Below are 25,047 nucleotides of genomic sequence, written 5' to 3' on the forward strand. Positions count from 1 at the left end.
ATAGGCCCGGCCGAGGGCATGGGGCCTGCTGGAGCGCCGGGCGTGGCTCCTACAGTCGCTGCGTCCGGCACTCAGCCGATGACTGGGACTCTCCCGACGAATCGGACCGACAAAAACGCCCCGACTTGCTAGGCAGTTACGTCCACCCGGCTGAGTGCCGGATGCAGCGTAAGCCGGATGCCGCACTCACGCCCGGACGGAAGCAGGCCCCATGCCCTCGCGATCTCCTTACGCGCGTCTATTGGCGCCGGGTCAATATGCTCTCTAGGCCGCTTGGCCCTTTGTCTTGACACTCCCCCGCCCGCGGTGGTAGAAGCACCGCTTTCGGAACCCACCCGAACCTTTCGAGATCCAGACGGGAGGAGGCCCCCGTGGCGAACCACAAATCAGCCCTCAAGAAGATGAAGCAGGACGAGAAGCGCCGGATGCGCAACAAGGCCGTGCGCACCCGTTACCGCAACCTCATCAAGGCCGTGCGCATGGCCGTGGAGGCCGGGGACGCCGCCCAGGCCGAGGCGGCGCTCCAGAAGGCCGCGCCGTACCTTCACCGGGCCGTGATCAAGGGCGTGATCCACCGGAACAAGGCGGCCCGGCACATCTCGCGGCTCACGCGGCAGGTCCAGGCCCTCAAGGGGCAGCAGGCCGCCTGATCCGCGCACCCCCTGATGGTTCCCCGCCGCCCCGGCCGTTTGGCCGGGGCGGTATTCGTTTGGGCCCAGGGCCCCCCTTCCCTTCTTGTGAACTTGTGATAGGGTGATGGCATCCCCGCTGTCCAGGAGGATGCCATGCCCCTCTACGACGCCGCCGGACGCCTGGTCTTTCCGGAACCCGCCCCCCACCGGGCCGCGCCGCCCGAGGAACCCGAAGACCTTTTGGTCGATGCGGCGTTCTGCCCCCGGGGCCACCCGTTGGTCCGCCCCGAGCACCCCGGGTTTCGCGGCAAACCCGGCATCGGGGTTTGGTGCCGCGCGGGCGATCGGGCCGGGCTGGTGGTCTTGAGCCCCTTCGGCGGGGACAAGCGGAAGGTGTGCGAGGTGGAGTTCCCTATCGGCACGGTGGTGGAGGTGGCGAGTCCCGCCTGCCGCGAACCCCTGCCGCTCCTCGCGCCCCACGACTGCCGGCCCGGGGCCTCCTACGTGGCCCTGTTCCTCCGGCCGGAACCCGATTGGACCCAGGTGTTGGCCCTGTGCAACGCATGGGGCTGCCCGGCGGCGTTTCTCCGGCGGGGCGACCGGGTGGTGGCCGAGTTCCAGAGTCGCGTTCTTCCCGACCCTCTCCCGGACCTCCCCCAGGCCGGCGGCGTCAAAACGCCTTGAAGATTCGCGCCAACGGGTGCCCCGGCGCCTCCACCGTAAGGTCGTGGTAGTAACCGTAGGGCGTGAGCGCGGCGGGATACTGCGCCGCCTCGAGCCGCGCCGCCGCCCGCCGCAGCAGTTCCAGCGCCTCGTCCGGATCCGCCTTCTCCTCGGCCAGGTGGGTGAACGAGTGGAGCACCGTCCGGCGCACGTTCCACTTGCGGGCGAGCCATTTCACGTTCTTGACGAGCTTGGTTTCCTGGTCGGGCCCGTCGCCCGGTTCCACGTGGACGAAGGCCACCACGGCCTCCCGCACCTCGCCCGGTTCGGCCGGCGGGGCCGTCTCCAGGGTCCGGAAGGCCGGGCGCCACGCGAACCGGCCGCAGTACCAAAGAAGAACCCTCACGGCCGGCCGGTGATGTCGAAGGGCCGCACGTGGGGTTCGGCGAGGGCCCGCTCCGCCCCCTCCGGCCCGAGGCGCACGATGAGGTGGTCGCCGTGCACCCCGGCCACCATGTGCCCCCTCCACAGGTGGCACACCCCTCCGAACATCTTTTTGGCGGCGCGGCCCGGCCATCGACCCACGATGTCCCGGATCCGCAGGTCCAGATCCTCGTTGTAGCCCATCTTCTCCCTCCGGTCCGCCCCCCCTTGGGGCCTCATTGCGGGAGGGTTCAACCTACCCCAACCCACCGCCCCGTTTCCAACCGGAACCCCAAACGGCGCTGCCAAACGCCCGCCGGGACGGATTCTCAAACCTCTTTTCTTCCCATCAAACCCTTTCCTCTTTCCTTCGGCACAACGGCTTCGAGACATCTTTTACCCCTCACTCTCCACACCGATCAGCGTCCCTCCACTTCATTCAGGCCAATATGAACCATTTTTCATAGCCCCTGAAACAGAGTGTCCAATTTCCGTCACGCCCTGGCCAATTTTAGCCACCCGTTCATCCAGGGAAAACCATACGCGTTTTGAAACTAGGGGCTTGATTTTCCGCATGGAGGTTCCTACACTGCGCCGGCCCATTTTTCGGGAGGGTTCGCTGTTAGGGTCCCCGATTGGAGAGGAGAGTCATGGCCGAACGAAGAGACCCCATCGCAAACACGAAATTGGAGGAGTACTTGGAGAGCCGGGGGGTGAACCGGCGGGACTTCATGAAGTTCTGCACGGGGCTGGCGGCCACCTTGGCGCTCCCGATGGGAGCGGCCGAGAAGGTGGCGGCGGCGCTCGCCGACGACAAGCGCCCCCCCGTGATCTGGCTCCATTTCCAGGAGTGCACGGGCGACAGCGAGTCGCTGCTGCGGGCCTCGCGACCCACGGTGGCCGAGCTGGTGCTCGACTATCTGTCGGTGGACTACCACGAGACCATCATGGCCGCGGCCGGGCATCAGGCCGAGGGGGCCCGCCAGAAGACACTCGAGGAGTACAAGGGGAAGTACATCGCCGTGGTGGAGGGCGGCATCCCCACCAAGGACGGGGGATCCTACTGCTGCATCGGCGGCCGCTCGGCCGTGGACATCGCCACCGAGGTGTGCACAAACGCCATGGCCACGATCGCCGCGGGCACGTGCTCGGCCTACGGCGGCATCCAGGCCGCCTACCCCAACCCCACCGGCGCGGTGAGCGTTTCGGAGTTGCTGCCGTCGATCCCCGTGGTGAACCTGCCCGGTTGCCCCCTGAACGTTGCGAACCTCACCGGCACGGTGGCCCACCTGCTGACCTTCGGCACCCTGCCCCAGCTCGACCGGTACAAGCGGCCGCTCTTCGCCTACGGCAAGCGCATCCACGACAACTGCGAACGCCGGGGCCATTTCGACGCCGGCCAGTTCGTGGAGGCCTGGGGCGACCACGGCCACCGGCAGGGGTGGTGCCTCTACAAGATGGGCTGCAAGGGGCCGGCCACGTTCCACAACTGCCCCCAGGTGCGCTGGAACGACGGGGTGAGCTGGCCCGTCGGCGCGGGCCACCCCTGCGTGGGCTGCTCGGAGCCGGGGTTCTGGGACTCCATGAGCCCGTTCTACGGCCGGCTGCCCAACGTGCCGGGCTTCGGCGCCGAGGCCACGGCCACGAAGATCGGGGTGGGGCTCACCGCGGCCACCGCCGCGGCCTTCGCCGCCCACGGGGTGGCCAAGACCGTGCAACTTCGGATGAAGGGCAAAAAGGACTAACCGCCCGCGCCGGGCGTTTGCCGTAAGGGAGACGATCGATGGCCAAGAAGATCGTGGTCGATCCGGTTACTCGTATCGAGGGACATCTGCGCATCGAGGCCAAGGTGGAGGACGGGGTCATCACCGACGCCTGGAGCATCGGCACCATGTGGCGGGGGATCGAGAAGATCCTCCAGGGCCGTGACCCCCGGGAGGCCTGGTACTGGACCCAGCGGTTCTGCGGGGTGTGCACCACCGTGCACTCCGTGGCCTCGGTGCGGGCCGTCGAGGACGCGGTCGGGATGCAGGTGCCCCTGAACGCGGAGCTCATCCGCAACCTGATCATGGGCATTCAACACGTACAGGACCACGTGATCCACTTTTACCACCTGCACGCCCTGGACTGGGTGGACATCGTTTCGGCGTTGAAGGCCGACCCGGGCGAGACCGCCAAGCTCGCCCAGTCCATCTCCGACTGGCCGAAGAGCTCCAAGGACTACTTCGCCACGGTGCAAAAGCGGCTGGCCGCGTTCGCCGGCACGAAGCGCCTGGGGCCCTTCGCCAACGCGTACTGGGGCCACCCGGCCTACAAACTCCCGCCCGAGGCGAACCTGATGGCCGTGGCCCACTACCTGGAGGCGCTCGACTGGCAGCGGGAGGTGATCAAGATTCAGGCGGTGCTGGGTGCCAAGAACCCCCACCCCCAGACCTTCCTCGCCGGCGGCATGGCCATTCCGGTGGACCCCAACGCCCAGAACGCGCTCAACGCCGACAAGCTCATGATGATCCGGCAGTGGCTCGTCCAGGCCAAGGAGTTCGTGGAGAAGGTGTACATCCCGGACCTCCTGGCCGTGGCCCCGTTCTACCTGGAGTGGGCGAAATACGGCGCCGGGGTCCAGAACTACCTCACCTTCGGCGACTTCCCCACGGCCGAGGGCCAGCGCCGGGAGGACTACTGGCTCAAGCCCGGCTACGTGCGCAAGGGCGAGTTCCCCAACGCGGCCCAGCCCAAGGCGGAGGGCATCGCCGAGTACGTGACCCACAGCTGGTACCGGTACTCGGCCGGCGACGACAAGGGGCTCCTGCCCTGGAAGGGGGAGACCGAGCCCCACTACACGGGGCCCAAGCCCCCGTACCCCGACCAGTATGTCTCCGACACCGACAGCAAGTACTCCTGGGTCAAGGCGCCCCGGTACGAGGACACCCCCTTCGAGGTGGGGCCGCTCGCCAGGATGGTGGTGGGCTACGCCCAGGGCCACAAGGAGATCAAGGAGACGGTGGACTTCGTGTTCCAGACCCTGAAGGTTCCAGCCTCCGCGCTGTTCTCGACCCTGGGCCGAACGGCGGCCCGGGGGGTGGAGACGCTCATCATGGCCCGAAAGAACCTGGAATGGCTCGACATGCTCGCGGCCAACATGGGCAAGGGCGACCTGCGGATCGCCGACACCGAGCGTTGGGACCCGTCGGCCTGGCCGGCCGAGGCCGAGGGGGTGGGCTTCCACGAGGCGCCCCGCGGCATGCTCAGCCACTGGATCCGGATCAAAAACGGCCAGATCGCCAACTACCAGGCCGTGGTGCCGAGCACCTGGAACGCCTCGCCCCGGGACCACAAGGGGCAGCGGGGCCCCTACGAGGAGGCCCTGATCGGCACGCCCATCGCCGATCCGGAAAAACCCTTGGAGATCCTGCGGACGATCCACTCCTTCGACCCCTGCCTGGCCTGCGCGGTTCACGTGCTCGACGGCAAGGGCCGGGAGATCACCCGGGTCCAGGTCCTCTAAGCCGGGAAGGAGGGAGCCATGCGACGGCTCGCAATCAAGGTGTGGGAGTTCCCGGTCCGGCTGTTCCACTGGACCAACTTCCTGGCCATCGTGGTGCTGAGCCTCACCGGAGCCTACATCCACTGGCCGTTTTTGAGCACCCCCCAGACCGCGTTCCCGTACCTGATGGGGTGGGCCCGCACGATCCATTTCGTGGCGGGCTGGGTGCTCTTGGTCGGCCTGGCCGGGCGGCTGTACTGGGCGTTCGTGGGGAACCGGTACGCCCGGTTCTCCACATTCTTCCCGTATCTGACCCGCAAGGGCTGGCGGGACATCTGGGGCGTGCTGAAGTATTATCTGTTCCTTGAAAAGCGCATGCCCCCCCACCTGGGGCACAACGCCATCGCGTCGACGGTGTACGGGTTCCTGTTCCTGCTCTTGTGGTTTCAGGTGGTGAGCGGGTTTGCCCTGTTCGGGCAGTACGACCCGGCCGGCACGGCCTACCGGCTTACCGGCTGGGTGTTCGACATCGCCACGAACCAGTGGATCCGGCTCGCCCACTACTTCGCGATGTGGGTGATCTTCGCGTTCTTCATCAACCACATCTACGCCATGTGGGTCTCGGACCTGGCCGAGCGGGACGGTACCGCCGGGAGCATGTTCAGTGGATACAAGTACGGAGAGCTCGAGAAGTTCGCGGACGCTGATCCTCGGGGTCGGTAACCGTATCATGACCGACGACGCGGCCGGGGTGGAAGCCCTGGCCGCGTTTTCTTCGGCCTACCAGGTTCCCGAGGGGGTGGACCTGGTGGACGGGGGAACCCTGGGGCTCGATCTGCTCCACATCGTGGAGGGGTACCCCCGGGTGCTGATCCTCGACTGCGTGGTCACGGGCCGGGAGCCCGGCACCGTGATGCGGATCGAGGGCGAGGACATCCCCCGGGTGCTCGGCCAGTGCCTATCCCCGCACCAGATGGGCATCCAGGACCTCGCGGCGGCGCTGGAGCTCCTGGGGCGCATGCCCGAGCGGCTGGTGGTGCTCGGGATCGAACCCGAAAGCGTCGCGCCCGGGGTGGAACTCTCGGAGCCCGTTCGACGCAGCCTGCCCCGGCTCGCCGACGCGGCGGCCGAGGTGCTACGGGAGTGGGGGGTGGAGGTGAGAAGGCTGGAAAGCTAGAAAGCTGGGAGGCTAGGAAGCTGGAGGGCTGGGAGGCTGGGACGCGAGGCGGGCCGGCAGGTCGGCGGACGGGGCGCCCCCCGAGCTCCGGATTCCGGCTACCGGATTCCCCTCACCCGGGCGAGGTAGCGGGCGATCTCCTCGGCTTCTTGGTCGTCGATCCGGGCCCCTTTCTGGCGCATGCCCCAGATCGTGCGGCGCCACCCCTCCAGGTCCCTTCGCACCCCCAGGGCGGTTTCGGCCGGATGGCACCGGGAACAGGCCCGCACGAACAGTTTTGACGCCGGATCACCGTTGGGCACGCCGCCGCAGCCCGCGGCGAGCAACAGTCCCACCCCGGCGGCCCAGACCGCCCTCATTCCCCCGCCTCCGCCAGGGCCCGGGCGATCCGGTCCCGGTCCGCGGGCGCCAACCCCACCTCCAGGGCCTCCTCCCACTCCCCCACCCGGCCCGCGTGCTCCCGCAGCCAGCCGGCCAAGGCCCGCAGGTCCCTGCGGTAGGCCCGGCAGGCCCCGCAAAGCCCCACGTGGATCCGCAGGGCGATCCGCCGGCCCATCGGAAGGGAGGCATCGAGTTCCTGGGAGATCCATCGGCTGGCCTCCCGGCAGGTCATCATGGTGTCTCGCTCTCCTCTCCCCCGAAGCCCTCCTCGGCTAGGCACCGGCGCAGGGCGAGCCGCGCCCGGTGGAGAAGGACCCATGCGTTCGTCGGGGTGATCCCCATCTCCTGACACAGGGCCTCGGTGTCGAGCCCTTCGAGCTCCCGCAGCACGAAGGCCGCAGCCTGGCGCGGCGGCACCCCCCGCAGGCAGCGCACGAGGGCTTGCCAAAAGCCCCGGCCCTCGGCGAGCCGGGCCGGGTCGGCCATCCACCCCAGGGGCGTTCGCCAGCGGCCATCGGCCCCGAAGGCCTCGGCCTCGGGGTCTGCCCCGTCGTCCAGGGCCTCGCGGCTGGTGCGGCGGAAATGGTCCAGGATCTTGTGCCTTAGGATCCCGACGAGCCACGTCCGGGGATCGGAGCGGCCGCCGAACGATTCGCGGTTCCTGAGGCCGGCCACCAGGGTTTCCTGCACGAGATCCCGGGCCACCTCCGGATCGGCCACCCGGGCGAGCGCGTATCGGTACAGGAGATCGCCGTACCGGTCCACCCACTCGGCCGGGTCCGGGAGCGGCTCCCAGCCCACGGTGCTCAGCCCTTGACCACGCCGAGGGGCCGGAGCCGCGCGACCTTCTTGGAGATGCCGGCCCCGTCCACCACCTCCACCACGTCGTCCACATCCTTGTACGCCTCGGGCATCTCCTCGGCCAGCGTCTTCATGCCCGCCGAGAACACGAAGATGCCCTGGGCCTCGAGGTCCCGCCGGACCTGGGCGCCGTGTTTCCGCTTCAGCGCGGCGCTCCGGCTGAGAACCCTCCCGGCCCCGTGGCAGGTGGATCCGAAGGTCTCCTCCATGGCCTTCGCCGTGCCCCGGAGCACGTAGGAGGCCCGGCCCATGTCGCCCGGGATCAGCACGGGCTGGCCCACGGCCCGGTACCGGGCCGGCACCCGGGGATCGCCCGGTCCGAACGCCCGGGTGGCCCCCTTTCGGTGGACGATCACCCAGCGTTCCTCGCCGTCTACCCGGTGAAGCTCCCGCTTGGCGATGTTGTGGGCCACGTCGTAGAGGAGCCGCAAGCCCAGGTCCCGGGGTGAGGCCCCGAAGAACTCGAGAAACACCTCCCGGGTCCAGTGCATGAGCGCCTGGCGGTTCGCCCAGGCGTAGTTCGCGGCCGCGGCCATGGCCCCCAGGTACCGCCGGGCGGCCTCGCTCTTCACAAACGCGCAGGCCAGTTGGCGGTCCGGCAACTGGAGACCTTCCCGGGCCACCTCCCGGGCCATGACCTTGAGGTAGTCGTCGCAGACCTGGTACCCGAACCCCCGGCTGCCCGAATGGATCATCACGGTGATCCGGCCCTCCTCCAGGCCGTAGGCGGCCGCGGCCTCGGGGTCGAACACCCGCTCCACGTACTGGACCTCGAGGAAGTGGTTCCCCGACCCCAGGGTGCCCACCTGGTTGAACCCCCGCTCGTAGGCCCGAGGGGACACCGCCTCGGGGTCGGCTCCCTCGAGGCACCCCTCCTCCTCGGTGGCCTCCAGGTCCTCGGGCCACCCGTACCCCTGCTCCACGGCCCACCGGGCGCCCTGCACCAGCAGTTTTCGCTCGTCCTTCCTGGACAGCCGGATGGCCCCGGTGGAGCCGACCCCCGAGGGGATCCGGGAGAACAGGGCCCCCACCAGTTCCCGAAGGCGGGGCCGCACCTCGTCGAGCCCGAGGTGGGTGGTCATGAGCCGGCATCCGCAGTTGATGTCGTACCCGACCCCCCCCGGGCTCACCACGCCGTCTTCGGCGTCCATGGCCGCCACGCCCCCGATCGGGAACCCGTAGCCCCAGTGGACGTCGGGCATGGCCATGCTCGCCTTCAGGATGCCCGGCAGCGTGGCTACGTTCCGCACCTGTTCGGGCGCCCGCTCGGCCCGGATGTGGTCGATCATCCGGTCGCTCGCGTACACGATCCCCGGCACCCGCATCGGATCCTGCTGGGGAATCTCCCAACGGTACTCGTCGAGCCGGCGAAGCGGGATCTCTTCGGCCATGGCTGGACTCCTTGGGTCTTCGGCGTAAGTCCGCATGCCGGGGCGCCGGTCCGCCAGGAAGCCCGGGGGCTGCAATCGCTTCCGGTTCCAGCGCCGCCGGTCCCACCTGCGATCCGAGCCCCCCGATCCTGGGAGAGCCCACCTCCGCAGGCGCCATCGGCACAATAAAGCCCCCGGGCATCGGCGCCCCGGAGGCTTGGAAGTATACCGCAATCCCCGCCCCCGAACACGGGGGGCGTCAAGCCGCCTTGTTCAGATCCTCCAGCAGTCGCTCCACGTCCACGTTGTGGATCATGGCGCTCTGACGAATCGTCTCCGTCTTCTGGCCGGGGCACGAAAAGCACCCCGTGCCGTAGTACTTGCGGAACACCGCCTCCGTGCCGGGGTACCGGGCGAGCACGTCGCCGATCACGTCGTTGGGGCCCACCTTCGGGGCCGGGCCCGACCCCGCCACCACCCGGCGCAGGGCCCCGAGCAGTTCCTCCGCGTCCACCCCGTGGCGCTGGCACGCCATGGCCACCGTGATCGGCAGCGACTTCACCTGCTCCCGGTGGGCGGGGTCGGCAAGGCCCTGGAACCCGTGCTCCACGAACACCTCGGCGGCCTCGGGCCAGCGCTCCAGGATCTCCCCCACCCGGGTGTCCGGACCGATCCCGACGTCCGAACTGGGAGTCGCAGGGGTCGCGGTCGTCTCCACCTCCTCCCCCGCTTCCTCGGGCGCCAGCAGGGTGGCCGCGATGTTCACGGCGAAAAGGAGAACGCCCAGGAGGCTCAGGCCCGAAAAGAGCCCGAAGGCGGTCGACGGGCTCCCGGGGTACGCCGCCACCATGCCCACGAGCCCCACGTTGGAGACCCAGAAATGGAGCCCCACCCACTGGGGCCAGCGCAACTCCCTGGCGTTGAACCGCGGGAGCACGAAGTACCCCACGCCGTACACCATCATGGCCATGAAGCCGAGCAGGTTGAAATGCACGTGCCCAAACCGGGCCCAGGCCGGGGCGTCCCCCATGCCCATCCAAAGCCCCAAGCCGGCCGCCAGGGCCAGGTAGATCACCGACGCGACAACGAATCCCTTGGTGTACCGATCCATGACGGACCTCCTTTCCCCCCAATGGGGAGTTGCGTTTTCCGAAGCTGCCGCTACCGTATCTCAGGGTGCCGGTGCAGGCCTTGACAACGGTCAAACCGAGGCGGTTTCCAACGGTTGGGAGGAGGCAGCATGAACACGAGGACACCCGTTACCGTGGACGGCTCGTACGGCGAGGGCGGGGGCCAGGTGCTCCGCACGGCGCTCGCGCTCTCCCTCGTGACCCGCCGCCCCGTGGAGCTCCGCAACGTGCGCGCCGGTCGGCCGCGGCCCGGGCTCGCGCCCCAGCACCTCACCGCCGTGTGGGCGGCGGCCGAGGTGGGCCGGGCGCGGGTGGAGGGCGACGTGAAAGGGTCACGGGAACTCCGGTTCGAGCCCACCGGGATCTTCCCCGAGGCCTACCGGTGGGAGATCGGGACGGCCGGCGCCACGGGCCTCGTCCTCCACACCGTGGCCATTCCCCTGGCCATCGCCACCCTCGAATCGGAGGTCCACGTGGCCGGTGGCACCCACGTGCCCTGGAGCCCCCCCTTCGAGCACCTGGCGAGGGTCTGGGCCCCGGCGGTCACGGCCCTGGGGTTTCCCGTGCGGGCCGAACTGCGCCGGGCCGGGTTCTACCCGAAGGGCGGCGGCGAGATCGTGGCCTGGCTCGGGCCCGCCGGGGCTCGTGGGCCCCTTCGGGCCGAGGAGAGGGCGCCGGTGCGGGAGATCCGCGGGGTGGCTGCGGCGGCCGGGCTTCCCGATCACGTGGCCCGCCGGATGGCCCAGCGCGTGCGAGAGAGACTCCGGCGGGAAGGCCTCGAAGCCCGGGTGGACGAACGGCGCCTCGAGGCCCCGAGCCCCGGAGCCTACGTCTTTTTGGAGGTTGCCCCCGAAGCGGGCCCCCGGCTCGGGGCCTCGGCCCTGGGGGAACGGGGCAAGCCGGCCGAGGCCGTGGCCGACGAGGCGGTGGACGAGCTTCTCGAGATCCTCGCGTCCGATGCCGCCGTGGACGCCCACCTGGCCGACCAGCTCCTCCTGCCCCTGGCCCTCGTGCCGGAGGAGTCGGTGTTCACCGCGGCCCGCATCACCCGGCACCTCACCACCAACGCCTGGGTGATCCGCCAGTTCCTGCCGGAGGTGGAGATCGAGATCGAGGGGGCGGAAGGCGCGCCCGGCCGGGTGCGGGTCCGCGGCACCCGCGAGGTGACATGAGGACGGGCGGGTTCCTTGCCGCCCTTTTCGGAACGGCGCTCCTGGCCGCCGGGATCGCCTGTTCCCGGGGCGAGCCCCGGCTTTCGCCCCTGGCGCCGGGGGAGATGATTCTCGCCTTCGGCGACAGCCTCACCGCCGGCACCGGCGCCGCGCCCGGGGAGGGCTACCCGTCGGTCCTCGAAGCCCTCGTGGGCCGGCCCGTGGTGAACGCGGGACGGCCAGGGGAGACCACCGGGGAGGGGCTCGGCCGGCTGGCGGGAGAACTCGAGGCCCATCGGCCCCGGCTCGTTATCCTGTGCGAGGGGGGAAACGATTTCCTCCGGGGCGCCCCGCCCGAACGGGTGGAGGAGAACCTGCGGCGGATGATCCGGACCGCCCGGGAGTTCGGGGCGGAGGTGGTGCTCGTGGCCGTGCCGCGGCCGAACCTGCTCGTGAGGGTGCCCGGCCTCTACGAGGAACTGGGGGAGGAGTTCGGGGTGCCGGTGGAAACCGAGGTCCTCCGGGAGGTGCTGACCTCGCCGGACCTCAAGAGCGACCCCATCCATCCCAACGCCCGGGGGTACCGCCGGCTCGCAAAAGCCGTGGCCGCGCTCCTTCGCCGGGCCGGGGCGGTGGAGTGATACCAGGTTGCGTCCAGACAGACACCCAACCCGGGGACCCGGCAAGGGGCCTGGTGGAGCGCCGGGCGTGGCTCCTACAGTCGCTGCAGCCGGCACTCAGCCGATGTCTCCCTCGCCATGAGCCCACCAATGACTCGCCAACGTTCGTGTTTCCGCCGTTCATGGCGGCGCCGGGCTGAGTGCCGGCTGCAGCGTAAGCCGGATGCCGCACTCACGCACGGCCGGAACCAGGCCCCTTGCCGGGCCGAATCAGAAAACGGTAGCTGTGAAGGTAACTTGGTGTGAATCCGGCCGGGGGTGCTGCGTAGTACCGAAGCCTGCGACGGTGTTGCCGGTGGTGGGTGGGGAACGGGCTCCGGATCTCCATGCCCTCCGTGTCCTCCGTGGTTCGACTCCTCCCCGCCGGCGCTCCCGGTACGTTCCGCCGACCATCTTGAGGCCGGGCGCGCCGGGGTGCTATCTTGCCGGGCCCGTGCCCGGGTGGTGGAACAGGTAGACACAAGGGACTTAAAATCCCTAGGGCTTCGGCCCGTGCGGGTTCGACTCCCGCCCCGGGCACCACATCTCGGCCGGCGGCTGGGCGGCAAGAGCCAAACCGAGCGCCGACGGCGCGTTTCCCCTAGGGCCTGGGGGAGGTCTCACGCCACCAGGTCGAGGGCGTCGGCGGGGTCGGGCTCCGCGGTTTCCCCCTTCGCCCACTCCTCCAGGAGCCTTCGGGCCAGATCCACCGTCTGACGCGCGACGTCCGGGAGCTCCCCGCCGAACGCGATCCGGGCCTCCTCGTAGCCCCGCTCCATCGCCTGGATCATCTTCGCCGCGTGTTCGCCCCGGTCCCCGCCCCGGTAGAGCCCCACGCCGAAGTCCCGGAGCCGCCCCGCCGTGGCCTCGACACTCCAGTCGCCGGCCAGCGCGCCCTCGGGGCCCTCCAGGGTGATCCGGACGGACTGTTCCACCTCCACGTACGAGGCCGCGCCCCGGCCCCCCTTCGGGAGGACGCCAGGCGCGACGTCCCCGAGGTGGGAGGCCTCGCCCTTGCGCAGGGCCTTCACGAACCGGTGGAGGATCTTGCGGAATCCCTCCACGGCCCGGTCGGACTCGGCCAGCAGGCGCTCCCAGTCCGCGGGCCGCCGCAGCCGGCCCCGGCCCGCGAGCGCGCCTCGCCGGTCGTAGGTGAGGGCGTGGAGCGAGATGTCCCGCTCCAGGGTCAGGCGGTATTCCTGCCCCTGTTCGTCGGTGAACGAGAGGTCGAGCCGCTGGGTGCGCTCGATCGAGAGTTCGCGCAGGAGCGCGGGGCCCCCGGAAAATCCGGAAGGGCCCGGGCAGCAGGGGGTCGTGGCGGTCAACATGGCGGCACCTCCCTCCGTGGAGTGTCTGGTCCCCTCATCGGCCAACGAAGAACCGTTCTTGAGAGGCGGGGGGACCGGAGGCCGACGGTGGGGCTGGGCAGCGTCACTCCAGCCCGTACTGCTTGACCTTCCGGTAGAGGGTTTTTCGGTCGATGCCGAGGATCTCGGCGGCTCGGGTCTTCTGGCCGTCGCAGGCCCGAAGCACCAGGGCGATGTGGTCGCGCTCCAACTCCTCCAGGGTGGGGAAGCGCTTCCGGTGGTTGGGCTGGTTCTTAAGGAGGTAGGCGGGCAGGCTCGAGGGCCGCAGCACGTCCGATTCCTCGAGGAGCACGGCCCGCTGCACGATGTTCTCGAGCTCCCGGATGTTCCCGGGAAAGTTGTACGACGAAAGCACCGAAAGAAACCCGGGGGAGATCTCGCGGAACCGCTTGTGGACCTTGGGGGCGTGCTTCGCCACGAAATGGCGCACCAGCTCCGGCAGGTCCTCCATGCGCTCCCGAAGCGGGGGCAGGTGGATGGGGAACACGGCGAGGCGGTAGTAGAGGTCCTGGCGGAACCGGCCGGCGGCCACCTCGGCCTCGAGGTCGGCGTTGGTGGCCGCGATGATCCGCACGTCCACCTTGCGGGCCGTGACCCCGCCCACCGGTTTCACCTCCCGTTCCTGGAGCACCCTGAGCAGCTTGGCCTGGGTCTCCGGGCCCAGGTTCCCCACCTCGTCCAGGAAGAAGGTGCCCCCGTTGGCGAGCTCCAGGAGCCCCCGCTTGGGGGCGTGGGCGCCGGTGAACGCGCCCTTCACATGTCCGAAGAGCTCGCTTTCCAGGAGCGGGCCGGCCAGGGCCGAGCAGTCCACCGCCACGAACTCCCGGTCCTTGCGGGCCGAGAGCTCGTAGATCATCCGGGCCACCACCTCCTTGCCGGTGCCGCTCTCCCCCGTGATGAGCACGCTCGTGTCGGTGGCCGCCACCTTCTCGATGAGCGCGTTCACCTCGCGCATCCGGGGGCTCGCCCCGATGACGTAGCGGTCGGTGCGGGCCTGGAGCTGGCGGCGCAGTTGCTCGTTTTCGAACCGCAGCCGCCGGCGCTCCTCGGCCCGGGCCGTGGTGATCCGCACCTCCTGGGGGCTGAAGGGCTTGGGCAGGTAGTCGTAGGCCCCGAGGCGGAAGGCCTTGAGCACGTTGTCGATGGAGGGGTACCCGGTGATGATCACCACGATGACCTCGGGGTCGAGGTCGCGCATCCGGGCCAGCACCTCCATTCCGTCGAGCCCCGGCATCTTGAGGTCGAGGAACACGAGATCGAAGTCGCCCTGGCGGAAGCAGTCGAGCGCGCTCGCCCCGTCGTTGCACACCTCGGCCTCGTGGCCCATGCGCCGGAGCGTTTTGGCCAGGCCCTCCCGGATCGAGCGCTCGTCGTCCACGATCAGGGCTCGCACCGTTCCTCCTCCGGCACCGGGAACACCACCGTGAACGTGGTCCCCTTCCCGGGCTCCGAGTCCACCCGGATGTCCCCGCCGTGCATCCGCATGATGTTGTACGAGAGGCTAAGCCCGAGCCCCGTGCCCTTGCCGGGCTCCTTGGTGGTGAAGAACGGCTCGAAGATCCGCTGCCGCACCCCCGGATGCATGCCGGGGCCGGTGTCGGTGAAGGCGACCCACACGGTGCCCCGATCCGGGTCGCACCCCGACCGGAGCGCGAGCTCCCCCTCCCCGTCCATGGCGTCCACGGCGTTCGTGATGATGTTCGTGAACACCTGCTTGATCTGGCTCGGGTTTCCCACCACCAGCGGCAGGTCCCCGGCCAACTCCCGGCGCACCCGGATGTTGTGGAACAGCGCCTTCCCCCCGAGGAGCTCCAGGCACTGCTCGAGGGCCGCGTTCAGGTCCACCGGCTCCTGGTAGCGCCGCCTTTGGTGGGCGAAGTCGAGGAGCGAGTTGACGATCTCCTTGCACCGGCGGGCTTCCTGGACGATGCGGTCCACGTCGCTGCGGCGGGGGTCCGAAAAATCCAGGTCCTCCAGGAGAAGCCCCCCAAAGAGGAGGATGCCCCCGAGGGGATTGTTGATCTCGTGGGCCACCCCCGCGGCCAGCTTCCCCAGGGAGGCCATTTTGTCGGCGTGGATGAGCTGCATCTGCACCTCCTCCAGCCGCCGCTCCAGCTCCATCACGTGGCGCAGATCGTGGATGAAGCTCACCGTGCCGGTCTCCCGCCCCCTTTCGTCCCGCAGGAGATGCACGGTGAGCCACACGGGCACCCGCTCGCGGCTCTTGGTGATCAGGATCGCCTCGTAGCGCTCCAGGACCCCGGGCCCGCCGTGCTCGGGGCTTCGGGCCCGCTCCATGACCTCCCGGGCGGCGTTGCCCTCGTAGAACTCCTGGATGTACCGCCGGCCCACCACCTCGGCGGCCGAAAACCCCAACAGCGCCTCGGCGCCCCGGTTGAACCGGGTGATCACCCCCCGTTCGTCGGTGACCACCACCGGGTGGGGCGACCCCTCCACCACCTGCCTCAGGCGCGACAGGGCCACGGCCAGCTCCCGCTCGTTCTCCCGGTGGGCCGTCACGTCCCACAGGTACAGCACCCCTAACCGCCGCTTTTCCGACACGGGCACGAGCGCCACCTGCCCCTCCAGATGGCGGCGGGGGCGAAGGGGCACCTCGGCCTCCAGGCTCACCGGCACGGCTGCGCCCGTCTCTGCGGCCCGGGCCACGGCGGCCGATAGGATCGGCCGGCCGCCCCGGCCCAGCGCGGCCGTCACGCGGGCGTCCAGGAGTTGCTCCGGCGTCGTCCCGGCGAACTCGCAAAACGCAGGGTTCGCGTACCGGATCCTGCGGCCGGCCGGGGTGAACGCGGCCACCCCCGCCGGAGCCCGATCCCACAGCTCGGCGAGATACCGGTTCCAGGCGGCCTGTCGTTGCCGGGGGGAATCCGTCATGGGCGAGGCAACCGGGAGAAAAGGCTAAAGGGTTGAATTCGGGGTCCGTCCGCTGCGGGCGGCCCACCGGCCGCCCACCGGCGGATCTGGGCCGAAGAAAGCACATAGAACCTTGTTTGTCAATCACAAGGAATCTTGCCAAGAAAGCCGGGGAGGGTCATTCCAGGGCCTCGCGGGCCAAAGCGTGGGCCGCGCGGAGAGGCTCAGGAATGCGGCAACGGGGCGAAACGCGAAGGACGAGCGCCACGGCCGGGGCGAGGGCGATGCCCCAGCCCACCGACACAAAAACCGGTTTGACTCCTGTACGGGTACGGACCACGGCGCCCACCACCTCCCCCCGGTCCACGAGGGGAGCCCGGCTTCCCCTCGCCTCGGGAAGCGGCGCGTGGTGGCCCACCAGGAGGTCCTTCGCCACCCCCACGGTCGGGAGGCCGGCGGCCTCCCCGACCACGCAGGCGAGCCCGCGGCGTTCCGGGTGGGCCCTTCCATGACCGTCCACCAGGAGGAGATCGGGCGGGTCCGAAAGGCCCGCGAGCGCGCGAAGGATCGGCCCCGCCTCCCGGAGGGCCAACCGGCCGGGGACATAGGGGGCCTCCACCGGGCCGACCCAGGCCGAAACCCCGGCCACGGTGAGCGCCGGAACCTCCAGCACCGCCACCGCGGCGGCACATCTCCCGCCCACGGGGTCGTAGGCGCAGTCGGCGCCCGCGATCCTCACGACCCTTCCGTCACCTCGGGCCGCGCCTGCCGGTCGAAGGGATTCGTGCGCACGGCGAACGAGAACAGGTACGGGTACGCCGTCTCCAGGTGTTCCACGTACCGAATCCAGCGCCTTGCCAGAAGCGGGTACACCCTGCGGGCGTCGAAGGTCAGATGCTGCCGGTCCGGCGGCGTCAGAGACGAGAGATCCCGGCGGGTGAGAAGCTCCTCACGCAGGTGCAGCACCGTCCGCAGGAGCTCGGCGAACTCGCCCCGTTCGGAGAGATTGGGGTTCTCGTACAGCCGCAGGAGCAACTCGCCCCGCTCCCGGAGGAAAGCGGCCAGGTCCGCCAGGTCGAGCCGTTCCGGGTCCAACGGGAACTCGTGGCTCCCCAGGCGCCGCTCCAGAGCGTCGAAGTCCTCCCGGGCCCGGTCCGGCCGCACCCGCGGCGGCGCCGCCACAAGCACCGGGTCGGCCGCCGCAAGGCGGCGGAGCAACTCCGCCCCCACCTCGCTGAAGAACACGCCGACCACCATCTGCACCCGTTGTCGCCGCTCCCGCTCGGCCCGGCGGGCTACGAGCATCTCGGTGGCCGTCGCAACGACACCGAGGAAGGTGCTAACCCCCCCGAGAATCAGCACCACGGCGAGGAACTTGCCCGCCGGGGTGGTGGGGTGCAGATCCCCGTATCCCACGGTGGCCACGGTGATCACCGTGAGATACAGGGCATCCAGGGGGTGCATCCCCTCCAGGCCCATGAACCCCAGCGTCCCCAGGGCGAGCACCCCGGCGAGCACGAGGCACAGGAGCCGGAACCGCTGCCCCTCCCCACCCCGGTTCGCCCCAACCCCGACGTGGCTCACCCCGCCATCCAGTCGCGCACCTTGGCCTCGTAGGCCGCAAGTTCCCGGGCCACGGCCGCCGTGTCGGGGCCCTCCACCACCAAATGGACCACCGGCCGGTAGGGATCGGGCAGGAGGAGCACGCTGGTCTCCCCCAGGAGCACCTGCACCCCGTCCACGAAGCTCGCCTCCTTGTCCACGCTGTCCTCGCTCATCCGGCGCATGACCCGCCCTTTGAGCTCGTGGGGGCACGGGATCTGCCGGCGTTCGTAGGCGTAGGGGGGCAGCCCGTCCAGGACCTCCGAGGCGTCGGCCCCGGCCCGGGCCAGGAGCTCCAGCACCTTGGCCGCCGCGAACATGGCATCGGGGGCGTGGAGGAACTTGGGGAACGCGTATTTCCCATCGGCCTCGGAGACGAAATCGTAGTCCATGAGCTCCGAGGTCCGGAGGCTCGTGGTCTTGCCCCGGGTGATCCGTAGCGTCGGCTCCAGCTCGTCGAGCACCCGGGGGGCCGTGACCGGCAGAAACACCCGCGCCCCTTCGGGCCGGCATCGGGCCAGGAGGCGCAAGATGAGGAGCAACAGTTCGTGGTCCTGACGCACCCGTCCCCGGTCGTCCACGAGCTTGAGGTTCTGGCCTCCGGGGGATACGTAAAAGCCCACGTCGGCGTGCAGGGCCCCCACGATGTCCTCGGTCTGCTTGAGGATCCGGTCCAGGTCGTACATGCGCCGGGTCAGCCGCCGCTCGTCGGGGTAGGCGTTCAACACCACGGTGCGGCACCCCAGGGCGTTCAGGAGCGGGGGCAGGTACTCGCCGGTGGTGCCGTTGTCGAGGTCGACCACCACCCGGAACCGCCGGGCCCGGATGGCGTCGGCATCCAACTCCCGCAGAAACCCCTCCCGGTAGAACGCGTCGATTCCGGCGAGCTCCCGGATCGCCCCCACCTCGGCGTGGTCCACCCGCCGGAAGTTCTCCTTAAAAAAGATGCGCTCGATGGACTTCTCGAGGCTGGTGTCGATGCGGTTGCCGGCCTCGTCGTAGAACACGATCTGGGCGCTTCGGCTGTCGCTCGGGCTCTGCTGGAAGTAGGCGCCGGCCACCTCCCCGAAACTCGCCAGCTTGTAGCGGGTCACGGGCACCGGCACCATCTTGACGTCGTGGACGTCCACCCCGGTGGAGAGGATGCCCCCGAGGAAGGCGCGCTTGAGCATCCGGCTCGCCCGCAGGTAGTCCCGGCCCACCAGGATGGCGGTGTTGGGCCGCAGAATCGTGCCCAGGGCGGCGCCCAGCTTGGCCGCGAACTCGGGGGAGAGTTCGATGTTCGTCCGGCCCTCCACCGCGCCCGCCTCGAACACCGATTTCTTCCACTTGTCCCCCCACACGAGATTGGCCGAGAGCACGGCCCCGGCCTCCACCTTTTTCTCGGGCCACACCATGAGGTCGCGCTCGAACGACGCCCGGTCCCCGATCTCGGTGCCCTCGGCCACCACGGCGCCCTTCTCGATCCGCACGGCCTCGCCCACCCGCACCCGGTCGCACAGGACGGCCCGGTGGATCCGGGCGCCGGGGCCCACGCGGACCTCCCGCCACAGCACCGAGGACGAGACGACCGCGCCGTCCCCGATGCCGCACCGGGGCCCCACCACCGCGTTCTCCAACTCCACCCGGGAGCCGATCTCCACCCCGGGGCCCAGGACCACCCGGCCCCGCACCCGCAACCCCTCGGGCGGCGAGAACGCCTCGTCCTCGACCCAGAGCTCCCCCTCGTCCACCTCGACCCGCCGGCCCGGAAACGTCAGCGCCACCTTGCCGGCCAGCACGTCTGCCGTAGCTTCCCGGTAGGCGTCGGGGTCGCCCACGTCGCGCCAGTACCCCTTGGCGGCGTATCCGTAAATGGCGATGTTGTCCCGGAGGAACGACGGGAACAGATCCTTCGAGAAATCAAACGGTCGGCCCCGGGGGATGCGGCCCAGCACCTCAGGTTCGAGCACGTAGATCCCGGTGTTCACCGTGTCGCTGAACACCTCGCCCCAACCGGGCTTTTCCAGGAACCGGAGAATCCGGCCGTCGGCGTCGGTGATGACCACCCCGAACTGCAGCGGGTTGGGAACGCTCGTGAGCGTGATCGTGACCGGGGTGCGTTTCTCCCGGTGGAACCGGACGATCGCCTCCAGGTCGAAATCGGTGATCACGTCCCCCGAGAGCACGAGAAACGTCTCGTCCAGGTGCTCCTCGGCCCATTTGACCGCGCCGGCGGTGCCGTAGTCGTCGTCGGGAAGCACGTAGGTGAGGTTCAATCCGAACCGCGACCCGTCCCCGAAGTAGTCCCGGATCACCTCGGGCATGTAGTAGAGGAGAACCACGACCTCGCGCACTCCCACCGAGCGCACCCGTTCCAGGATGTGCTCCATCATCGGGCGGTTCACCAGCGGCACCATGGGCTTGGGCAGGCTGTGGGTCAGGGGTTGGATGCGGGTTCCGAACCCGCCGGCCATCAACACCGCTTTCATGAATGCCTCCTTCGCCGGTCACACGGCAAAGAAAAGCCCGGACGAACCGGGCCGCTTCTCCTTTCCGTTCCGTCTCCCCTATTGGTCGTGCGCGCCCCCGTACCGGCGGTCCAACACCCGGGCGAGTTCGGCCTTGAGCTCGTCGAGGCTCCCCGACTTCACCACGTACCCGTCGGCGAGCCAGGCCGAGTAGTCCGTCTTGAACGAACTGTAGGCCGTGGAGAGCACCACCGGCAGGTCCCGGCGGGTGCGGGTGAGTTCCTGGAGGAACTGGAGCCCGCTCTCCCCCCGGAGCTTGATGTCGAGGATCACCGCGTGCACCTCGTTCTTTTCGAGGATCTCCCGAGCCTGCTCCGTGGTGGCCGCGCACAGCACCCGGTACCCCGCCTCCTCGAGTTCCTCCCGGTAGAGGATCCGGATGCTCTCCTCGTCGTCCAGCACCAGCACGGTGTACATGGGCACTCCTCCCCAGTTTGAAAGTCCCGCCATCTTAGCATCCCGCCACCCGGCGTCAACCGCGGGGCGGCCGACCGGAAAGGGTAAAGTCTTCCGCACGGCGGTACGAAAAGAGGAACATCCCAACCTCGGCCCGGAGGAGTGAGGTGTCCGAACCCATCCTTTCCGCAGACGCGATTCCCCCGGCCCTGGCGCCGGCGGCCCTGGCGCTCCTGGCGGAGATCGCCCGAAGGATCCCGCCGTTTCTTGGCCCGCCTCCGAGGATCGCCCCCCACGAACGGCGGGATCCCGAGGCCGTGGCCGAAGCCGTCCGGGCGTTCCTGGCCTGGCTCGAGTCGGCGCCCACCCAGTGGGGGAGCCGCATCGAGGAACTGGAGTCCCTGTTCCAGGAGATGGCGGCCGCGGTCCACGAGCTCGACGGCCGGGTGCGCCGACTGACCCAGCACGCCCGGGCCTACGCCGCCGAGCAGGAGACGCTTTCCATCAGCCTTTCCGAAGCCCTGGACCAACTCGGCCCCTTACGCGCGGCGGACCCCGTGGTGCCGACCTGCCGCCGGATCCTCGAGGCCCTCCGGGCCGAGGCCCGTAGGGAAAGGGACGGGGCCCGCCAACTGGGCGAGGAGGCCTCGGAGGTCCGGACCGTGCTCACCAAACTGGCCGACCGCCTGGACAAGGTGGAGCGGAAGGCCCGGGCCCTTCGGTCCCAGAGCCTCCGTGACCCCCTGACCGGGCTGTGGAACCGCGGGGCCTGGGACGACCGGTTGGCCGAGGAGGCGGCCCGGGCCCGGAGGTACGGCCAGCCCTTCTCCGTGATCCTCTGGGACGTGGACCGCTTCAAGGAGGTCAACGACCGGCACGGCCACCTGGCCGGAGACATGGTCCTCCAGGCCCTGGCCGGGCGCACCCTCCAGGCGCTTCGCCGCAGCGACTTTGTGGCGCGGTACGGCGGCGAGGAGTTCGCCGTGCTCCTCCCCCACACCGAGGAGGCGGCGGCCCGGATCGTGGCCGAGAAGATCCGGCGGCTTGGTGCGGAAAAGGACGTGGCCACACGGGCGGGCCCGGTCCGGGTGACCCTGAGCGCGGGGGTGGCCACCTGGGCCCCGGGGGAGGAGGCCTTGGAACTCCTGGACCGCGCGGACCAGGCCCTGTACCGGGCCAAGGAGGGGGGGCGAAACCGGGTGGAGGTGGCCCCTCCGCCCGGCCGGAAGAAAAAGGCGGCCGTCTCGGCTTGACAGCCGCGCCCGGGTCGGGTATAAAGCGCGTCTCATTCGCGCTGGGGGATCGTCTAATGGTAGGACAGCGGACTCTGGATCCGCGAGTGAGGGTTCGAATCCTTCTCCCCCAGCCAATCGGCTCGAACGAAACGGTCCCGTCGTCTAGCCAGGCCTAGGACACCGGCCTCTCACGTCGGCGACACGGGTTCAAATCCCGTCGGGACCGCCATTTCGCTAAACCCCGGCGTCGCCATCGGCGCCGGGGTTTTCTCTTTCCGCACCGGAGAGGCGGGATGTCTCGTTCCTCGATCGTTCGGTTCCTCGACGGTTCCGGCGGCGTGCTGGCCGCCGGGGGGGCACTCCTCGCCACGGGCGCCGCCTACGGGGCGGCGCTGGCCTGGACCCAGCGCGCCCTGGCGGTTCCCGTGGGGGGACTCGACCCGGCCGAGGTGCCGTTCCGGCTCCTCCTGGTGGGGCACCTCCTGGGCGGCCTCGGGGCCGTGGCCGTGGCCCACCTAGGCGCCACGTTCGTGCTCTGGCTGATGGCCCGGGCGGCCGGCGGACCCGGCGGGTTCGGCCGCCTGTACCGGGCCGGGGCGGTGCTCCTCCTCGCGGGGCTCCCGGCCCTGCCGGCCGTGGCCCACCGTGCCCTGGCCCCGGGGCACCCCCTCGGGCCCGGGCTCGCCCTTCCCGCCGCCGCGGCGGCGCTCGCGCTCGTGGCCGGCGCGTTTGCCGCGTTCCGGCTCACCCAGGGCTTCGGCCCCGGCCGGGCCGCTGCGGCCACGGCGCTGGCCACCCTGTTCGCCGGGGCCCTGGCGCTCCTCTGACCCCCTGCCACCCGTCCGACGAGGGAAACGCCATGTCCGCACCCAACGACGTCCTGCCGGAACACCTCCGCCCCACCGCGATCCTCGACGCCGACCACCCCCGGGTCGTCGCGTTCGCGCGTGCGGCCGTGGGAGAACACGAAGACCCCGTGGACCGGGCGGTGGCCCTCTACTACGCGGTGCGCGACCGGATCTGGTACGACCCCTACGCCCCGTTTTACAACCCCGAGCACTACCGGGCGAGTCGGGTCATCGAGGCGGGCCGGGGCTACTGCGTGCAGAAGGCCGCGGTGATGATCGCCTGCGCCCGGGCCCTGGGCATCCCCGCGCGGGTGTCGTTCGCCACGGTGCGAAACCACCTGGCCACCCGTCAACTCCTGGACTACCTGGGCTCGGACCTCTTCGTGTACCACGGGGTGGTGGAGCTCTTCCTGGAGGGCCGATGGGTGAAGGCGACCCCGGCGTTCAACCGGGAGCTGTGCGAGCGCCACGGCGTGGACCCGCTGGAGTTCGACGGCCGGCACGACTCGATCTTCCAGCCTTACAACCGCGAGAACCGGCGGTTCATGGAGTATGTGGCCTTCCACGGCACCCACGCCGACATCCCCGTGGACGAGATCTTCGCGGCCTGGCGGCGCACCTACGGAACCGAGCGGGTGGACGCCTGGATCCGGATGCACGAGACCAAGGGCTCGGCCCGGCCCCGGGACTTCCTGAGCGAAGACGTGGTCAGCGACTGACCCCGAACCGGGCCAGGCGCCTCAGGGCCCGCACCTTGTCCGACCGGTCCACCCGGGAGCGGTCCACGGCCCGGCGCAGCACCTCGATCGTGCGGTCGTAGGTCTCCCGGTCCACCGGGAAGGGCGTCCGGTCCTTGCCGCCGTGGGCGAAGCTGAACCGGGCCGGGTCCCGGGTGCTCGCCGGGGTGCCGTACACGAGCTCGGCCGTGAGCGCGAGCGCCCGCAGCGTCTTGGCCCCCACCCCCGGAAGCCCCAGGAGTTCCTCGAAATCCGCCGGGGCCCGCTCGTAGGTTTCCAGAAGGATCTTTCGCAGGTACCGGGGGTTCACGTCGGCCAGGCTCACGGGGTGGCGCCGGGGGAGGGTGAGGTCCCCGGCCCGGGCCACCGCGTCGAACACGGCGCCCGGTTCCCGGGCCAGGGCCACCGACGCCTCCTGCACGGGTTCGCTCTCCCGTGCCACCAGGTTCAGGGTGGGGCTCGCCGCCTCGGCGCACACGGCGGCGTGGGGCTCCACCGTGAACGACCCCATCCCCTCCCCGAGCCAGTGGTACCGCCGCGCCGTTCGGGTCTCCGGCCGCATGCCCTGCTGCACCACGCACCACTCCCCGGCCCGGGTGAAGAAGAACGCGTGGTGGTAGATCTGGTGCCCGTCCTGCACCGCGGCCGAGTCCACCTTGGCCGAAAGGCGGCTCGCCCGCACGAGCCCCGCCGGGTCGAGCCCGATCCGCTCGCAGGCCGCCTCGATCTCGGCCGGGGTGCGCCGCGACACCCTTCCCTTGCCGCCGGCCGCGAACAACCCCAGGTCGGGGCCCGCGTCGAGTAACGCCTCCTTGACCGCCCCGCACACCGTGGTGGTGACCCCGCTCGAGTGCCAGTCGAACCCGAGCACACAGCCGAACGCCTGAAACCAGAAGGGGTCCGACAGCCGCCGCAGCACCTCGGCCGGACCGTGCTCCTCCACCAGAAGCCGCACGATCTCCCGGGCGAGTCGCACCATGCGCTCGAAGAGCCACCGGGGCGCGCGGCCTCCGTGGAGGGGAAGTTGGGCCGTTCCGGTGCGCACGGGTTTAGCGTCTTCGGTCCTTGCCGGGCAGGGTCATCGCGATCGTTCCCCAACGGTTCCCTTGCGCGGGATGCCGGCTCCCCGTACCTTTTGGGGCGCTCCGCGGTATCGCGGGATCATCCCCACGGGAGGTGGTTATGCTGCGCCGACGAGTGGCCCCGTTCGTGATCCTGGTCGTCGCGCTGGTGGGACCGGCGGCTGCCCAGCGCATCCAGGTCACCAACTACGGAGAGATGGAACCCGTGTTGTTCCCCCACTCGGAGCACGCCGAGCGGTTCCACTGCGACACCTGCCACCACCCCGAGCGCTCCGAAGGTTCCCACCGGTGCGGCGCCTGCCACCGGGCGACCCCCGAGGGGGGAACCCCATCGATGGAACAGGCGGCCCACGGCGAGGGAGACGTCACCGGCAAGTGCAGGCCGTGCCACTTCGGCCCGAAGGCGAAGAAGGCGCTCGAGTGCGAGGACTGCCACAGCGGGTGAGGCCGTACGCGACCGGCCGCCGG

General features: G+C 70.1%; 27 protein-coding genes and 3 tRNA genes. 15 read left to right on the forward strand and 15 right to left on the reverse strand.

Annotated elements, in window-relative coordinates; translation table 11 throughout:
• Window positions 1-371 precede the first annotated feature (371 nt).
• A complete protein-coding gene (gene rpsT, locus ACYQ8L_RS03640) occupies window positions 372-650 on the forward strand; it encodes a 30S ribosomal protein S20 (RefSeq protein ID WP_459940413.1) in 279 nt (92 codons plus the stop codon).
• Between the two features lie 135 nt (window positions 651-785).
• Complete coding sequence (locus tag ACYQ8L_RS03645) at window positions 786-1,316, forward strand: hypothetical protein (protein ID WP_459940414.1); 531 nt, start codon at window positions 786-788, stop codon at window positions 1,314-1,316.
• On the opposite strand, the gene ACYQ8L_RS03650 is transcribed toward ACYQ8L_RS03645, so the two are convergent.
• On the reverse strand, window positions 1,303-1,701 hold the full coding sequence (locus ACYQ8L_RS03650; protein ID WP_459940415.1) for a threonyl-tRNA synthetase editing domain-containing protein: 399 nt from the start codon (window positions 1,699-1,701) through the stop codon (window positions 1,303-1,305). The genes ACYQ8L_RS03645 and ACYQ8L_RS03650 overlap by 14 nt on opposite strands.
• A complete protein-coding gene (locus tag ACYQ8L_RS03655) occupies window positions 1,698-1,922 on the reverse strand; it encodes a TfoX/Sxy family protein (RefSeq protein ID WP_459940416.1) in 225 nt (74 codons plus the stop codon). The genes ACYQ8L_RS03650 and ACYQ8L_RS03655 overlap by 4 nt, the downstream gene beginning before the upstream one ends.
• A gap of 446 nt (window positions 1,923-2,368) precedes the next feature.
• Between ACYQ8L_RS03655 and ACYQ8L_RS03660 the strand changes: the two genes are divergently transcribed.
• The 4 genes from ACYQ8L_RS03660 to ACYQ8L_RS03675 are packed head-to-tail and all read left to right on the forward strand — an operon-like array spanning window position 2,369 to window position 6,379.
• Complete coding sequence (locus tag ACYQ8L_RS03660) at window positions 2,369-3,463, forward strand: hydrogenase small subunit (protein WP_459940417.1); 1,095 nt, start codon at window positions 2,369-2,371, stop codon at window positions 3,461-3,463.
• Window positions 3,464-3,501: 38 nt separating this feature from the next.
• Window positions 3,502-5,223: a nickel-dependent hydrogenase large subunit gene (locus ACYQ8L_RS03665; protein ID WP_459940418.1), complete on the forward strand. Its 1,722-nt coding sequence runs from the start codon at window positions 3,502-3,504 to the stop codon at window positions 5,221-5,223.
• Window positions 5,224-5,241: 18 nt separating this feature from the next.
• Window positions 5,242-5,925, forward strand: coding sequence for a Ni/Fe-hydrogenase, b-type cytochrome subunit (gene cybH, locus ACYQ8L_RS03670; protein WP_459940419.1), 684 nt, complete (start codon window positions 5,242-5,244; stop codon window positions 5,923-5,925).
• Window positions 5,926-5,932: 7 nt separating this feature from the next.
• Window positions 5,933-6,379 (forward strand): HyaD/HybD family hydrogenase maturation endopeptidase, encoded by a 447-nt coding sequence (locus ACYQ8L_RS03675; protein WP_459940420.1) that lies wholly within the window; start codon window positions 5,933-5,935, stop codon window positions 6,377-6,379.
• A 98-nt stretch (window positions 6,380-6,477) separates the two neighbouring features.
• Here the strand turns inward: ACYQ8L_RS03675 and ACYQ8L_RS03680 are convergent, their stop codons facing one another.
• The 5 genes from ACYQ8L_RS03680 to ACYQ8L_RS03700 form a co-directional block, all read right to left on the reverse strand.
• Window positions 6,478-6,738: a hypothetical protein gene (locus ACYQ8L_RS03680; protein WP_459940421.1), complete on the reverse strand. Its 261-nt coding sequence runs from the start codon at window positions 6,736-6,738 to the stop codon at window positions 6,478-6,480.
• Window positions 6,735-6,995 (reverse strand): anti-sigma factor family protein, encoded by a 261-nt coding sequence (locus tag ACYQ8L_RS03685; RefSeq protein ID WP_459940422.1) that lies wholly within the window; start codon window positions 6,993-6,995, stop codon window positions 6,735-6,737. The genes ACYQ8L_RS03680 and ACYQ8L_RS03685 overlap by 4 nt, the downstream gene beginning before the upstream one ends.
• On the reverse strand, window positions 6,992-7,561 hold the full coding sequence (locus ACYQ8L_RS03690; RefSeq protein ID WP_459940423.1) for a sigma-70 family RNA polymerase sigma factor: 570 nt from the start codon (window positions 7,559-7,561) through the stop codon (window positions 6,992-6,994). The genes ACYQ8L_RS03685 and ACYQ8L_RS03690 overlap by 4 nt, the downstream gene beginning before the upstream one ends.
• 5 nt (window positions 7,562-7,566) lie before the next feature.
• A complete protein-coding gene (locus ACYQ8L_RS03695; RefSeq protein ID WP_459940424.1) occupies window positions 7,567-9,012 on the reverse strand; it encodes an RtcB family protein in 1,446 nt (481 codons plus the stop codon).
• A 238-nt stretch (window positions 9,013-9,250) separates the two neighbouring features.
• Window positions 9,251-10,102 (reverse strand): DUF1858 domain-containing protein, encoded by an 852-nt coding sequence (locus ACYQ8L_RS03700; protein ID WP_459940425.1) that lies wholly within the window; start codon window positions 10,100-10,102, stop codon window positions 9,251-9,253.
• Between the two features lie 129 nt (window positions 10,103-10,231).
• Here ACYQ8L_RS03700 and rtcA point away from each other — a divergent pair, with 129 nt between their 5' ends.
• The 3 genes from rtcA (at window position 10,232) to ACYQ8L_RS03715 (ending at window position 12,474) form a co-directional block, all read left to right on the forward strand.
• A complete protein-coding gene (rtcA, locus tag ACYQ8L_RS03705) occupies window positions 10,232-11,293 on the forward strand; it encodes an RNA 3'-terminal phosphate cyclase (RefSeq protein ID WP_459940426.1) in 1,062 nt (353 codons plus the stop codon).
• A complete protein-coding gene (locus ACYQ8L_RS03710; RefSeq protein ID WP_459940427.1) occupies window positions 11,290-11,913 on the forward strand; it encodes an arylesterase in 624 nt (207 codons plus the stop codon). Before rtcA ends, ACYQ8L_RS03710 begins: the two co-directional genes overlap by 4 nt.
• 474 nt (window positions 11,914-12,387) lie before the next feature.
• Window positions 12,388-12,474, forward strand: a tRNA-Leu gene (locus tag ACYQ8L_RS03715).
• Window positions 12,475-12,551: 77 nt separating this feature from the next.
• On the opposite strand, the gene ACYQ8L_RS03720 is transcribed toward ACYQ8L_RS03715, so the two are convergent.
• From ACYQ8L_RS03720 to ACYQ8L_RS03750, 7 genes are all read right to left on the reverse strand, one after another.
• Window positions 12,552-13,259, reverse strand: coding sequence for a hypothetical protein (locus ACYQ8L_RS03720; protein ID WP_459940428.1), 708 nt, complete (start codon window positions 13,257-13,259; stop codon window positions 12,552-12,554).
• A 103-nt stretch (window positions 13,260-13,362) separates the two neighbouring features.
• A complete protein-coding gene (locus ACYQ8L_RS03725) occupies window positions 13,363-14,691 on the reverse strand; it encodes a sigma-54-dependent transcriptional regulator (protein WP_459940429.1) in 1,329 nt (442 codons plus the stop codon).
• A complete protein-coding gene (locus ACYQ8L_RS03730) occupies window positions 14,679-16,190 on the reverse strand; it encodes an ATP-binding protein (RefSeq protein WP_459940430.1) in 1,512 nt (503 codons plus the stop codon). The genes ACYQ8L_RS03725 and ACYQ8L_RS03730 overlap by 13 nt, the downstream gene beginning before the upstream one ends.
• A gap of 157 nt (window positions 16,191-16,347) precedes the next feature.
• Window positions 16,348-16,908: an endonuclease V gene (locus ACYQ8L_RS03735; RefSeq protein WP_459940431.1), complete on the reverse strand. Its 561-nt coding sequence runs from the start codon at window positions 16,906-16,908 to the stop codon at window positions 16,348-16,350.
• Window positions 16,905-17,753: a potassium channel family protein gene (locus tag ACYQ8L_RS03740; RefSeq protein WP_459940432.1), complete on the reverse strand. Its 849-nt coding sequence runs from the start codon at window positions 17,751-17,753 to the stop codon at window positions 16,905-16,907. The genes ACYQ8L_RS03735 and ACYQ8L_RS03740 overlap by 4 nt, the downstream gene beginning before the upstream one ends.
• The gene (locus ACYQ8L_RS03745) at window positions 17,750-20,242 is read right to left on the reverse strand and encodes a sugar phosphate nucleotidyltransferase (RefSeq protein ID WP_459940433.1); all 2,493 of its coding nucleotides are present in this window, start codon (window positions 20,240-20,242) and stop codon (window positions 17,750-17,752) included. The genes ACYQ8L_RS03740 and ACYQ8L_RS03745 overlap by 4 nt, the downstream gene beginning before the upstream one ends.
• Before the next feature lie 78 nt (window positions 20,243-20,320).
• Complete coding sequence (locus ACYQ8L_RS03750; RefSeq protein ID WP_459940434.1) at window positions 20,321-20,698, reverse strand: response regulator; 378 nt, start codon at window positions 20,696-20,698, stop codon at window positions 20,321-20,323.
• 146 nt (window positions 20,699-20,844) lie between these two features.
• Here ACYQ8L_RS03750 and ACYQ8L_RS03755 point away from each other — a divergent pair, with 146 nt between their 5' ends.
• The 5 genes from ACYQ8L_RS03755 to ACYQ8L_RS03775 all read left to right on the forward strand — a co-directional run bounded on the left by ACYQ8L_RS03755 (window position 20,845) and on the right by ACYQ8L_RS03775 (window position 23,479).
• Window positions 20,845-21,930 (forward strand): GGDEF domain-containing protein, encoded by a 1,086-nt coding sequence (locus ACYQ8L_RS03755; protein WP_459940435.1) that lies wholly within the window; start codon window positions 20,845-20,847, stop codon window positions 21,928-21,930.
• Between the two features lie 42 nt (window positions 21,931-21,972).
• A tRNA-Gln gene (locus tag ACYQ8L_RS03760) sits at window positions 21,973-22,046 on the forward strand.
• Window positions 22,047-22,063: 17 nt separating this feature from the next.
• Window positions 22,064-22,141: transfer RNA gene (locus ACYQ8L_RS03765), tRNA-Glu, on the forward strand.
• A 64-nt stretch (window positions 22,142-22,205) separates the two neighbouring features.
• Window positions 22,206-22,739: a hypothetical protein gene (locus ACYQ8L_RS03770; protein WP_459940436.1), complete on the forward strand. Its 534-nt coding sequence runs from the start codon at window positions 22,206-22,208 to the stop codon at window positions 22,737-22,739.
• 32 nt (window positions 22,740-22,771) lie between these two features.
• Window positions 22,772-23,479 (forward strand): transglutaminase-like domain-containing protein, encoded by a 708-nt coding sequence (locus ACYQ8L_RS03775; protein ID WP_459940437.1) that lies wholly within the window; start codon window positions 22,772-22,774, stop codon window positions 23,477-23,479.
• Here the strand turns inward: ACYQ8L_RS03775 and ACYQ8L_RS03780 are convergent.
• Window positions 23,469-24,542: a DUF763 domain-containing protein gene (locus ACYQ8L_RS03780; RefSeq protein ID WP_459940438.1), complete on the reverse strand. Its 1,074-nt coding sequence runs from the start codon at window positions 24,540-24,542 to the stop codon at window positions 23,469-23,471. The two genes, ACYQ8L_RS03775 and ACYQ8L_RS03780, sit on opposite strands and share 11 nt — an antisense overlap.
• Window positions 24,543-24,679: 137 nt before the next feature.
• On the opposite strand from ACYQ8L_RS03780, the gene ACYQ8L_RS03785 reads away from it, so the two are divergent.
• A complete protein-coding gene (locus ACYQ8L_RS03785) occupies window positions 24,680-25,024 on the forward strand; it encodes a cytochrome c3 family protein (protein ID WP_459940439.1) in 345 nt (114 codons plus the stop codon).
• Window positions 25,025-25,047: the final 23 nt, after the last annotated feature.

The sequence above is a fragment of the Deferrisoma palaeochoriense genome (assembly GCF_054656955.1).